Here is a 12,862-nt window from a genome sequence, read left to right on the forward strand (position 1 = left end):
TTTGGAATTAGAAGAATGAGGAAAAACGACTATTTTCCAAATAAATCAAAAAATGTTCACATTCCATACTTAAGGCACAAATTTGGGATATATTGATAGACTGTTGAGATTCAGTATTTCATAAAGGGATGATCAAAATAGCAGATTCAGAAGGATGTATGGTTGTGGGGGTTCTCTTCCGACCCCTCCTTGCCAATCTCCGTGTAGCGGCCTTAACAATCCTCAAGAGAAACTGGGATATTTAAACTTTTATTTGTTATCTTATTACAGACGATAGAGGGTTTAAGGGATATAGATACGGTATTGAGAGTGATAAGGTATCGGCACTTTCGCTCGATTCGGCCAGTGTCGACGGCTGCCTGGCGCAGAGAAGAGAAAGGTGCGAGAGGAAAGGCTCGTCCGCTTTTTGAGGCAAGGCTTTGACGGGGAGGCCGATGTCGGGCGCAACTACCGAAACAAAAGAGGACTTCAGTAGTTGAAGTCCCGCCATTGAATTTGAATCAGAAGGGCTCCCATAGAACGCGCTTTGCTGTCGCAAACCGCCTTTCAGGTTCTCTCCAGTCAACGACATTCCACCAATTATCGACGTATTTTGCCCTTTCATTTTTATATTGAAGGTAGTATGCGTGTTCCCATACGTCGAGCGGGAGAAGGGGGATCACATCCCATTGGCTCATCAGCTGATGTTTTTCTGCGATCAGAATTTCCAAGCGGTGTGAGCGAGGCGCCCAGACAAGGATCGCCCAGCCCACGCCTTCCACCTTTTTCGCCGCTTCGGAAAATTGTTCTTTAAAGGCCGAATAGCTGCCGAAAGAACGGTTAATCATTTCCAGCAATTCGCCTGTCGGCCGCCTTTTTCCTTTTGGATGCATCGCGTACCAAAATATCGTGTGCAAATAGTGCCCGGCTCCGTGGAAGGCGAGCTCTCTTTCCCAGTGGTTTACAAGGTCGAATTGTTTGGTTTGCCTTGCTTTCTGCAGTTCTTTTTCAGCTTTGTTCAAGCCGTCGACATAGCTTTGGTGATGCTTTGTATGATGAAGAAACATAATTTCTCTTGAAATATAAGGCTCAAGGGCTGAATAAGAGTAGGGCAGGCTTGGCAGGCGATGGCCTCCGATCGGCACTGTTCTGAATGGCTGCCGACCTGCTTGAGACGCATCACTGCGGGAGATGGCTTGATACACGGCTTCTGCCTGTTCATACCATTCCTGTTCGGTCGCACGAGGATCATCCAGTGATTGAAAAAGTTTTTCTAACTGGCTTTCTATAGAAGGATCATCTTTCATCTGGTCTTTCAGACCTTTGGCCCATGACGCTATTTTTTCTTTGTAAGCATTCAATATGTCTCCCTCATTTCCGCTTTTTTAATAAATGCGCTTGAAGCGAGCAATGAAAACACAAAAGGATAACTGTGATAGCGGATGTAGAATTGTTTCGGCAGCCCGATTCCCGTCGGGTATTCGAGTCGCTCAGGCGAGCTTTCGTGATCATCGGTGAGAAAACGAATCCCTTTTAAGATCTTAGGGTCATCCGGACGCTCATATTGCAAAAGCGCCTCCAGCGCCCATGAAGATTGAACAACTGTTCCAAAGTGAAGAGGGACAAAACGCTTCGCTTCACAGCTTTTGCAAGATTCTCCCCAGCTTCCGTCTTCAAGCTGGATCGATTTAAGCCAGGAGACCGCTTTTCTGACAGACGAGTGATTGCGGGAAATTCCGACGGCTTTCATTCCGGTGAGTGCGGCCCATGTCCCGTAAATAAAGCAGACGCCCCATCTGCCATACCACGAACCGTCAGCTTCCTGATGGTGATCAAGCCACCTTAGAGCGCGTCTGACTGCGGGATGGTCATCTGTCAACCGCTCTTTAAGTCCGAGCAGATGAAGAATGCGCCCAGTCAAGTCTGCCGTTGACGGATCGACTGCTGCGTCAGCGGCAGATTCGAGCGGCAGATTTCGGATGAGCGGATGGTCAACGTTTTTTTCAAATGCTGAAAACCCACCATCCTTGTTTTGCATTGATATAAGCCAGGTGAGCCCCCGGTTCCAGGCAGCCGGACGCCTTTGAAACGGAATTGCTTTTAATGCCGCAGCGGTATCGTCCAAATCGGGATTGTTTGTATTGATGTGTGAAAAACCCCACCCTCCCGGTGCCGCTTGAGGGTTTGAGACCGCCCAGTCCGCTTTTTTCACATGCTGTCTTTTGAGAAGGTAGTCCGCTGCCGATGAGATGGAAGAATGTTGTTCAGGTATTCCGGATTCCTGCATGGCAAAGCTGATGAGCGCGGTGTCCCAGACAGTGGAAGTTGAGTTTTCCAAATGGAAGCCTTCCTCTCCGCATGAGGAAATAAGGCTTTTGATTCCGCCGACTGCTTTTTTAACAACGGGGGCGTTTTTTGATATTCCCATCGCTAGCAGGCTGTAAATCATGAACATGGTCGCGCTCGCATAGCTGTATAGTGTTCCGTCTTCTTCGATTCTGTCCAGCATATATTTTTTGCCCGCTTCAAATCCGAGCTGATGAACATAAGCCGGCCATTGAAAGAGCTGTTTCCATTGCAGATTGAAAGAATAGAAGGTTCTCTCGTCAAAAGAGCGGATGTTCAGCCATTCGAGAGGATTTTTTGACATGGCTTCATCCAGATGCCGAAGCGAGCCGATTTGGTTGTTTTTTAAAGAGAATCGTCGATTAAACGTAATGGCCATCGGGACAAAATGAATTCTTGCGTATGTGCTGAAATGGTAAAAATGAAGCGGGAAATAGGGCGGGATCAGTAAAAACGAAAGCGGAATATAGGCTCTCGGCCATGGATACAGCCCGTTGGCAGCGAGCATCCACTTCGTCATAAAGTGCACATTCTTCAAACCGCCTGCTGCCTTAATAAACGCCTCGGCTTTCTGCATATGCGCATCTCTCCGGTCATAGAGCCCCGAAGCCAGCATCCCGGTATAGCCCTGGACTGTCGCGGTCAAATTGCCTGCCGTTTCATCCGGATGATTGCGAAACGCACCGTCTCCGCTCTGCTTCGAACGGATTCGTTCAGCAAGACTTGTGATGAGAGAAGAGTCCTGATCGCCAAGTGAGGTCAGCATCAAAATGAAAAAGCTGTCTGTCATCACGGGCCCTTCAAAACAAAACCGCCATGACCCATCAGGTCTCTGTCTATTTTGAAGCTTTGCGAGCGTCTTTTGTCTGAAAGCTTTCACGTCTTCTAGTAAAGAACGCAATCTTCTCATCTCCTTCATTTTACTGTATTCATTTCGGAAATGTGTCATGCCAACCGGATGAAAACAGAAGAACAGCGATTTTGAATATGTGATGAGCATACAGAGGCATTCGTCAGCGCGGGCATGCGTGAGCATGATCAGGAAATCATGAATATCTTCGTTTACCTCTGTTCCATTATCAGGTATTGTAAAAAGAGAGACCTTAGAAACAATGTTTGGGGGATGTTGCTGAATGAATATTGAACAGATGCTGTATGACACCGCAGTCGAATTGATCAAAAAGAGGTATCCGACCGGATGGGGCGGGGCAGCCGCCATGTATACCGAAGACGGGAGAATCTTGACGAGCGTAGCGCCGGAAGTAATCAACGCTTCAACCGATTTATGCATTGAAACGGGCGCCATTCTCGAAGCCCATAAATATCAGGCAAAAATTACGCACTCTGTTTGTGTCGTGAGAGATGATGAACATTCCGAATGCAAGGTATTAACACCGTGTGGGGTATGCCAGGAAAGACTTTTTTATTGGGGGCCGGATCTTAAAGCAGCTGTAACTGTACCGGATGGGCATCTGCTTTATAAATCTTTAAAGGAAATACAGCCATACCATTGGTTTGCTGCGTATCAAAAGTAGCAGGGGAGGAGCGTTCGATGTTCGAGTGCAACAAGGTTTATCTCAGACCTGTTGAAAAAGGGGATATGGAGAGCTTTTACAAAGCTGTTCAAAATGAAGACATCAGATATATGACGGGCACGACGCGCGAATTTACGATGGAAGACCTTTATGAGCACTACGAGAGAATCACAAGCGACGAGACGCGCTATGATTTTGCCGTCTGCTTAAAGGAGGACGATCGCTTGATAGGCGATCTGTCCATCATTGACATCGACCGGACGAATCGAAAAGCAGGGTTTAGAATCGCTTTGCACAGCCCCGCTTATTTGAACAAAGGCTATGGTCCTGAAGCGGTGCGGCTGGCCATGCAGTTTGCATTCGAAATGCTCGATCTTAACCGCCTTCAGCTCGAAGTCTTTTCACACAATAAGCGCGCGCTGAAAGCATATGAAAAAGCCGGATTTAAAAGGGAAGGTACGGTCAGGGATGCTCTTTATATGAATAAACAGTACTCAGATGAAATCATTATGGGGATATTGAAGCGGGAATACGAAGAGCTGATATCCCGCTGAATCAGAGGGCGCGCAGCATGTTATTCTACTGAGCGCCGCTTTGTTCATTTTTATTTTTCAATCTTTGCTGAACGGCTGTAAATGCCGCCGGCAATCAGCGCCATTGTCATCGAATATCCACAGCAGCTTCATCGTTCTATTTGCCTTGCAGACTGGCTGTACGTTCTCACATCCCGCACGAAAAATGTGACAGCGGCTGTTCCGGCATATAATACAGCGGCAGCGATAAATACGCTTTGGATCCCGATCAAGTCTGCCAAAGCCCCCATAATGGCGATTGTTAAGACAGACCATGCAGTCAAAATGGTATTTTTGGCGGCGGTGACCGGTGCACGCTCTTCATCTGTCAACGTATCTTGAAGGATAACCGTCTGGCTGACGTCTCTTACTTGATAAAGCGGACCCATCATGATACAGAGGATGACCGAAAGGAGGGGATTTGACGAATAGGCGAATAAAAGCGTTGTGATTCCCATTGAAACAGAACCCAAGACAATCATGAGGCCAAGCCTTTTTTTGAGCTGGTTGGAAAAGAGCACAGCGAGAATGCCGCCCAAAATCGCTCCCAAAAAATAACCGGCATTGATGAATCCCCACCAAGCCTCCCCTTTATTTAGCACCTCTTTCGTAAAAGCCAGCAAAACGGCGGAAGTCCAGACCGCATTTGCTAAACCTTCTGACATGTCCATCATCGTAAGCAGCAAAACGGTTTTCTTCCTGTATACAGTGCGCCAGACTGATTGTGTGTGGGTTTTTTGACGAGGGATAACCGCTGTTTTCAAATCCGGCAATTTGATTAAAAGTCCTGATACGAAAAAGAGTCCTGCTGTAAACAATGTCAGCGTGTGAGTTTGGGCCAAAACGGTTAAATAGCCGCCGAGCCCCCAGCCTGCTGCCTGAACAAACTGGTTGACCGTTACGATGCTTCCCGATGCCGCCACGTAATCGCGCTTTTTAATCGCTTGATACAGTAAACCTAACTGTGCGGGGGAATACCAGGAACCGACAAAGCTTTGCAAAAACAGCAGCATATAAATGATATAAGAGGGTAAGCCCAGCGTTTGGCATAAGCCGATGCATAATGCGCAGACCGCTCTGAACCATGTTGACCAAGCCGCTGTTTGAAGCAGGTCGAGGCGCTGAATAGCAAAAGAAGCCATCGCACCGCCTAATACACTGCCGAACGAGGATAAAGCCAAGACCAGACCCGATCCGAATACAGAGTTCGTTTCCTTAAACACATCGACCATGACGATGATCGTCATCAAAATCGACCCGACAGCCTGTGCTGTTTGTGATGCCCATATGTATCTAAAACTTTTTTGATTCCAGAGGGTTTTGCCAAGAGAGGAAGAAAACACGATTCTATCATTCCATTCGACTTAAACTATCATCCATTTTACCATATGTGTCTATAAATGTTTATTTCTATAAAAAAGAAAACCGCCCTGATCGACAGGGCGGCTGCAGAAACTCATGTCTTGCGTTATTCGCCTGTATGAATCCAGACGCTTTTTACTTCTGTATAGTTATCCAGAGCGTATGAGCCCATTTCACGTCCGAGTCCCGACTGTTTGTAGCCGCCGAATGGGGATGCGGCGTCAAAGGCATTATAGCAGTTGACCCAAACGGTACCGGCTTGCAGACGGTCGGCGATATAGTGGGCGTTTTTCAAATTTTCCGTCCATACGCCAGCAGCAAGGCCGTATTCGCTGCGATTGGCCCGTTCGATGACTTCATCTACCGTTTCATAAGGGATCGCCGCCAAAACAGGACCGAAGATTTCTTCTTTTGCTATTGTCATCTCGTCTTCGACATTGGTGAATATAGTCGGAGAAACAAAGTATCCCTGCTCATAAGGGCATGTTCCGCCGGCTGCGATTTTCGCACCCTCCTGACGTCCTTTTTCAATATACGAGAGGACGCGTTCGTGCTGATCTTTGCTGACAAGCGGTCCCATTTGCGTGTCTTCATGAAGGCCCGCACCCTGGCGGAGCGACTTGGAATATGCGGCCATTTCATCGACGACTTTGTCATATTGGTCCTTATGGATGAACACGCGCGATCCCGCACAGCACACTTGGCCTTGATTGAACATTACGCCGGTTAGTGCGCCTGGAATCGCTTTCTTCAGATCGGCGTCAGGAAGGATGATATTCGGCGACTTTCCGCCGAGTTCAAGGGTCACCCGTTTAACCGATTTGGCCGCTTTCTCCATAATTTTTTTGCCGATTTCCGTTGACCCTGTGAATGCCAGTTTGTCGACAAGGGCATGATCGGTCAGAGATTCTCCGGCCGTCTCACCGAAGCCAGGAATGATGTTGATGACGCCTTTCGGGAAGCCTGCTTCATCGATCAGTTCCGCCAAATACAGAGCGGAAAGCGGCGTTTGTTCCGCCGGTTTTAAGACAACCGTACATCCGGCTGCAAGAGCGGCTCCCATTTTCCACATGGCCATCAGAAGCGGGAAGTTCCAAGGGATAATTTGCCCGACAACTCCGACAGGCTCATGTCGTGTATAGTTAAAATAAGGTCCGTTAACAGGAATCGTCTGTCCGGTTATTTTCGTCGCCCAGCCGGCATAATAACGCATATGTTCAATTGACAGCGGAATATCGCCTGCGGTCGTTTCGCTGATCGGCTTCCCGTTATCCAGCGTTTCAAGCTGAGCCAGTTCCGTTTTGTGTTCCTCCATCAGATCGGCGAGTTTGTACATCAGCCGGCTTCTTTCGGCCGGGTTCATCGTCCGCCACTCACCGCGGTCAAAAGCTTCCCGCGCGGCTTTCACCGCTTTGTCCACATCCTCGGGACCTGCTTCATATAAGGTGGCGAGCGTTTCACCAGTCGCCGGGTTTGGGGTCTCAAACGTTTTGTTTGAGGCGCTGGCTACAAATTCCCCGTTAATATAGAGCTTCTTTGTTCCCTGCAAAAATACCTCCAGCTTTTTACTGACCTGCATTGTTAATGAACTCATGTTTGTCAAACAAACCTCCTTTGAAATTTTGGTCTGTCTTCGGGTGAGTTGTCTTGGTGCTGGTTTGTCTTTTGATTTGGTCATTGCGCGGATGAAAGAGGGATATATTTCTGATTTTGGAACTATACACCACCATTCTATAACAGGGAATGAAACCAAATCAATATCCATGCTCTTTAAAATCACATTCGCCTCCAGATCGCATTGCATTTCGGCGAAAAAACGCTACAATGGAAACTATACACGTATGAAAAAGGAGACATCCGCATGATTCACGAAAAATGGCAGAACAATAACACCATTAAAAAAGTAAAGTGCATACATACCGATGCCAAAAAGTACATCGTCAACAGAGCGCTGACCGTAGGCAACGTATACGAGGTCAAAAACGAAACGGAAGAGTTTCTGTTTATCATCGATAATACAAACAAAGTCGGCGGCTATTACAAAGAGTACTTTGAAGAAGTAAAAGCCTGAATCAATTTGCACGGGTCATCAACAGCAATGAATGGGAGTTGAACATACACCCGCACGCATTCATAAAAAATCGGCTGACTGAATCAGTTGCTTGACCTAAGCAGAAGCAAGTGCCTGATATGTGCATATCAGGCATAATAGTCAGAAGAGAACCGCAGAGGAAGAACATCCTGCTGCGGTTTTTTGTTTTATCCGTTATCCACCTTTTGATTGGTAGCAAACGAAAAATAAGCTGAAAAAACTGATAAAAAGTTGAAACCTCCCGCGTCCGCCGGGCGTATTAATTGATAGTAAAAACAAACATATAGCGTTAAAGAAATGTAATCTGCTCGTAATTGTTTATAAATCAGGGTTATCGTATCCTTATTAGTAACATACAGCATACTTTGCCTTGTGCATAAACATAAATTGGACACACAGAAAGAGGGGTTTTGATTGGGCGTTTTTTCAGCAAGCAAGACAGCAGACGGCAAAAAATTTGAACCGCTGCTTATAGAAGGAGAAAAAATAGAATCGGTTTGCAGACTAAGAATGGATCAAATATGTTTTACGAACAAGCGGATTATATTTTTTGATAATAAACTGTTTTCCAAAAAGAAAGTCCGCGTCTTCCTGCCGTACAGATCGATTGAAGGCTTTGCGATCAGAGAAGTCAGCATGTTCAATCCAGACAGTTCTCTTTCTCTGATGACCAGCAGCAAAATCTTTGACCTGGAGTTTACGAAGGATACGGACATGCTTGAAATTCAAGCGCTGTTATCAAAATACTTATGTGCATAAACCGTAAAGGCTGTTCACCGCTTGCCCGCGTCTGAACGGCCTTTTTATTTTGGAAAGGCGGGTTTTTCTCCCACGAAATCGGGAAAGGAAGAAGAAAGGAGGAGGATCAGCCATGCCATTAACACAAAAACAAAAAGACCATCTCTACCATAAATTAATTGACTTAAAACAAAGCCTTTCCCCTGCAGAAGGAACAGATCAGTCGATGGCGGAAGAAACGGGCGAGCTTTCAAACGGAGTTGACAATCATCAGGCTGACCATGCCAGCGTTTATTTTGAACGAATGAGAGAGCAGACCTTCCGGCAGACGGACAGAAATTTATTAAAAGAAGTGGAAGACGCCCTCAAGCGATTGGAAGACGGCACATACGGAATATGTGAAGCAACAGGTCAAGAAATACCATATGAGCGCCTCGAAGCCGTTCCATATGCAAGAAAAACCGCGGAGACTCAAGCTGAAACAGAAAAAAGAAATCAAGAGGGGGAAGGATATGACGAGCAATTTACACGGCAAATGAAGGATTTGACAAACAGAGAAACGATGGATCAAAAGCGTTCATATGCTTACGAACGTCTTGATGAGGAGCAGGATTCAAAATAAGCACCCGCAAAAACAGGGTGCTTTTTTCTATGGCTCTGTTTGTTAAAAGAGATGTCCTACAACTGTCGACGGGGAGTCAAGTACTCGACACAATAAAACATTTATCAGTTATCGGAGGTTTAATTGCAGCTATTGATATTCTAGAGAAAATCCGGACATCCAGGAAAAGTTACACGAAAACGAAAAGTACTTAAGAGACGGCATTCAACAAATAGGTCTTAATGTATTACATAGTGAATCACCTATTATTCCAATTATTCTTCCAGATCGCGACACAACTTTACGTTTTGCAGACTCACTTCATCAAGAAGGTGTCTACGTTAACCCAATTCTCCTCTTCGCATACCTGTTTCTAAAGCTACTAAGACGAGCACATGAAATTCTTCCTCTGTGTGTGCTAGTAGATATGTTCTTAGCTTTTGGAAGTCCGTAATGGATAACGCTTTGTTTCGTTTCGATAACTCTTTCCCACGAGGTTTGACAAGTTCTGCGAAATCATTCGTGAGATAACCACGAGCGTAAGCGTCACGAAGTGCCATTTTGACTTTTATTAACAAGCTGCGAGTGGTACTGTGAGAACGCTTCTTTGCGTATTCATCAATTTTTCTTTGCACAGCAATGTCATTCATATCTTTTAACTGAATATTTCCGAATAACTTTCTAATAATCCCTGACGCTTCTAGGTATCTTTGAAACGTAGCTTTTTGTATATCATTTTTCTTCACAAGATATATCCAGTGTTAGTTGTTTAAAAGAATCTACATGCCTAAGTCAAATCTCTTTGTTTCTTCCATCAATCTGATATAAAAGTCTTTTTTTATCACCTTTTTTATCCAATTCCTTGATATGTCCGCCACAAAATTCCAGCACAGGACATCATTTCCCTTACCGTATCAACGGATTCCATACTATTATTCTCTATTTCCTACCTCCCTGTTAGATATGGAGAGGTAGAATGGTGTCGTTGCTACGCAACGACACGCACACCGCTTCCACTTGCTCGCTTTTGCTGCCGCTTGCGGAAGCGGTGTCACTTCGGCAGTTTTTCATAATTTCTCCATGCACTCACTTCCATTGTGAAAAATGAAGCACTATTTCTATTTATCTCGCTAACCGTTCGTATTCGGTATCTCGGCGCTTATCAATCGCTCTGGAATAGGCTTCCATCATGGCGATATATAGTAGATTGTTTTTACAATCATTAGTCTACATAACAGCTTTTACGGTCAATACTGCTCGCTGTTTTATCAACTACAATGTTTAGAGACTGCTTGTATGTCTCGCTTGAAACAAGTCATCTTAGGTTTCCATTCATGAATGTAGTAGTTTCAAACTTCTGTATTTAGTTGTATGGGAGTATTTTTAAATAATTCCTTTCAAAGACAGCTTATGAAGTGATTTTTCGCATGTAGAAAGGTTTTAGTATGGCTATTCTCACAAAATAAATATCACGATATGCAATGTTGTTTTTTAAAAAAATAGCTCTTCATACATCGCTCTTTCTCATTTTTATTTTCTCGCTTGCTAAGTTTCTGTCTATATCTTTGTTACGGTTAATATCATATTACGATTTGTATTGGAGTTGTAGGGGGGGTGCAAAATAAATCTTTATTTGTTCAATGTTATTATCGCATGATGTGTTGTGATATTGTGTAATATCCTTATCATATCAACTATTAGAGAGGGAGAAAAAAGTATCAAATTCTGCAATGAAATTCTTGCTGCAATAAAATTCTTGCGGACATATTGTCATAGGGGCATAATCGATGTTGAGTGAGAGACAGAACGCCGATAAAGTATAATATCTGGATATAAAACGAAGAAACAATTGCTTGATGGATTGTAGACATGAAAGCATTGAATATACACCTATCAAAATCTTTTACATTAGCAGAAAAATAAGGAGATTTACATATAATCATGTTTAATATGTAAATTTCTCTATTATGTTTATCAAAGATAAGGTAATAGTTTTTACGTACTGCGCCATAACTTAATCTATTTTTTTCCATTTTATTAATCTCATTACATATTCAGAAATAACCTTTTCCCTTGTATAATCGGTATAATGTGTCTGCTTTGAAATGAAAAAATATAGTGGCATCATGATCACAGATAGCGAGTCAATATTTTATTACTGGGGGTGTCTCATGGGAAGTAAGATGATAATTATAACAATAATCACAGTATTTATGTTGTTTGTTGGATTTAACACCTCAGCCTATGCATTGACAGAGGAAGAGTCTGTTGCAATCCAATCATTATTAGAAGATGCTAGGCGTATATCTGGCACACCGGGCATGTCAGTTTCAATACAATCAAGGGATGATACCTATTTCTTTTCATCCGGCTATGCAAACTCTGAGGAAGGGATTTTGACCAATGAAAACACCATATGGGAGTTAGCCTCCGTCAGCAAAGCTTTTACTGCTTTAGGAATTTTACTTTTGGAAGAGCAGGGATTTTTGTCTATGGACGATTCGGTTGTAGAGTATTTACCTTGGTTCTCATTGCGATATCAGGGACAGCCCGTTGACATGCAGAGTGTTACTTTGAATCATTTCCTTCATCATACTACAGGGTTAATCAATAGGTATCATACTCAGCATATCCCAGAGGGAAATACACCAGATATGTTGCAAAAGACCGTTGAAATGTTAATAGATGCCGAAGTGGTATTTCCACCTGGCGAAAGATATGAATATGGGACGGTAAATTATGATGTGCTGGGCTTGGTGATAGAAACCGTATCGGGGCAAAGCTTTGAGGATTTTATGGAAGAACAAGTATTTCGACCACTGGGGTTGTATGAAACTTATGCGAATAGAGGTAAGGTACAAGCGACAGGTCAGTTGGCACAGGGCTATCGTTCCGCTTTTTTCATGACGCTGCCATATGATGCACCGGAATTTAGAGGAAACACACCTGCTGGGTATCTGTTTTCGTCCTCTCAAGACATAGCCCGTTGGATGGGAATTCAATTGGGAATTGTTGAAGATATTCCGGAAATCTTTCAAGGGCTGATTGCAAAATCACATGAGGGCAATAGGTCTGTTGCGGCTGTGGATGAACTGTACTATGGGGCGGGGTGGGTCGTGAATGCAGATCAGACATTCATCCAACACGCAGGTGGTAATCCAACGTTTGCAACAAATATATTCTTATTCCCAGAAGAACAGCTAGGTATCTCTCTATTATCCAATAGTGCCAGTACAAATATTGATATGTTATATAATATTAAGGATATTTTAGACGGAAACATCTCCCAAAGCTATCAAATGAGTTTGATGCAGATTTCCGATATCGCCCTATCTTCCGCTACAATTGCTCTAACATTACTAGCAATTCTATTTTTCTTTTTAGGGGTGCGTAGAAAGAAACAGAATAGGAAATTACCGTTAACGAAAAAGAGATTGATACTCATAGCTTTTTGGCTTGTGACTACAATTTTTATAGGTATCCTATGCCTAATCCTCCCCACAATATTTGGGGCTAGTTGGAGGTCATTTCTAGTTTGGCAAACGTATAGTTATCTAACCGCACTGATTGCGTTGTCTTTACTAAGTGCAAGTATCACTTGGTTTGTATATTGTTATCGATATAAATGTTCCTAATG

At 44.0% G+C, this 12,862-nt stretch carries 12 protein-coding genes; 7 read left to right on the forward strand and 5 right to left on the reverse strand.

Going from position 1 to position 12,862, the window contains the following annotated elements:
• Window positions 1-500 precede the first annotated feature (500 nt).
• On the reverse strand, window positions 501-1,286 hold the full coding sequence (locus tag M1E03_RS10405) for a superoxide dismutase (RefSeq protein ID WP_224067368.1): 786 nt from the start codon (window positions 1,284-1,286) through the stop codon (window positions 501-503).
• Between the two features lie 50 nt (window positions 1,287-1,336).
• On the reverse strand, window positions 1,337-3,235 hold the full coding sequence (locus tag M1E03_RS10410; RefSeq protein ID WP_396278685.1) for a terpene cyclase/mutase family protein: 1,899 nt from the start codon (window positions 3,233-3,235) through the stop codon (window positions 1,337-1,339).
• 223 nt (window positions 3,236-3,458) lie between these two features.
• Between M1E03_RS10410 and M1E03_RS10415 the strand changes: the two genes are divergently transcribed.
• Window positions 3,459-3,860, forward strand: coding sequence for a cytidine deaminase (locus M1E03_RS10415; protein ID WP_095291980.1), 402 nt, complete (start codon window positions 3,459-3,461; stop codon window positions 3,858-3,860).
• A gap of 17 nt (window positions 3,861-3,877) precedes the next feature.
• Window positions 3,878-4,414 (forward strand): GNAT family N-acetyltransferase, encoded by a 537-nt coding sequence (locus tag M1E03_RS10420; RefSeq protein ID WP_458110769.1) that lies wholly within the window; start codon window positions 3,878-3,880, stop codon window positions 4,412-4,414.
• Window positions 4,415-4,542: 128 nt separating this feature from the next.
• On the opposite strand, the gene M1E03_RS10425 is transcribed toward M1E03_RS10420, so the two are convergent.
• Both M1E03_RS10425 and M1E03_RS10430 read right to left on the reverse strand, forming a co-directional pair.
• On the reverse strand, window positions 4,543-5,679 hold the full coding sequence (locus tag M1E03_RS10425; RefSeq protein ID WP_458110770.1) for an MFS transporter: 1,137 nt from the start codon (window positions 5,677-5,679) through the stop codon (window positions 4,543-4,545).
• Between the two features lie 221 nt (window positions 5,680-5,900).
• A complete protein-coding gene (locus tag M1E03_RS10430) occupies window positions 5,901-7,388 on the reverse strand; it encodes an aldehyde dehydrogenase family protein (RefSeq protein ID WP_458110771.1) in 1,488 nt (495 codons plus the stop codon).
• Between the two features lie 267 nt (window positions 7,389-7,655).
• Here M1E03_RS10430 and M1E03_RS10435 point away from each other — a divergent pair, with 267 nt between their 5' ends.
• The 4 genes from M1E03_RS10435 (at window position 7,656) to M1E03_RS10450 (ending at window position 9,679) form a co-directional block, all read left to right on the forward strand.
• The gene (locus M1E03_RS10435; RefSeq protein WP_020451809.1) at window positions 7,656-7,865 is read left to right on the forward strand and encodes a DUF6501 family protein; all 210 of its coding nucleotides are present in this window, start codon (window positions 7,656-7,658) and stop codon (window positions 7,863-7,865) included.
• A 435-nt stretch (window positions 7,866-8,300) separates the two neighbouring features.
• Window positions 8,301-8,645, forward strand: a complete 345-nt coding sequence (locus M1E03_RS10440) for a PH domain-containing protein (protein ID WP_003182669.1) — start codon at window positions 8,301-8,303, stop codon at window positions 8,643-8,645.
• Window positions 8,646-8,757: 112 nt separating this feature from the next.
• Window positions 8,758-9,246: a TraR/DksA family transcriptional regulator gene (locus tag M1E03_RS10445; RefSeq protein WP_020451807.1), complete on the forward strand. Its 489-nt coding sequence runs from the start codon at window positions 8,758-8,760 to the stop codon at window positions 9,244-9,246.
• A 202-nt stretch (window positions 9,247-9,448) separates the two neighbouring features.
• Window positions 9,449-9,679 (forward strand): hypothetical protein, encoded by a 231-nt coding sequence (locus tag M1E03_RS10450; protein WP_367304831.1) that lies wholly within the window; start codon window positions 9,449-9,451, stop codon window positions 9,677-9,679.
• Here M1E03_RS10450 and M1E03_RS10455 read toward each other — a convergent pair.
• The gene (locus M1E03_RS10455; protein ID WP_020451805.1) at window positions 9,567-9,971 is read right to left on the reverse strand and encodes an integrase; all 405 of its coding nucleotides are present in this window, start codon (window positions 9,969-9,971) and stop codon (window positions 9,567-9,569) included. The two genes, M1E03_RS10450 and M1E03_RS10455, sit on opposite strands and share 113 nt — an antisense overlap.
• Window positions 9,972-11,396: 1,425 nt before the next feature.
• Here M1E03_RS10455 and M1E03_RS10460 point away from each other — a divergent pair.
• Entirely contained in the window at window positions 11,397-12,860 is a 1,464-nt protein-coding gene (locus M1E03_RS10460) for a serine hydrolase (RefSeq protein WP_025811298.1), read from the forward strand.
• Window positions 12,861-12,862: the final 2 nt, after the last annotated feature.

This window comes from Bacillus sp. PK6-013 (assembly GCF_054161445.1).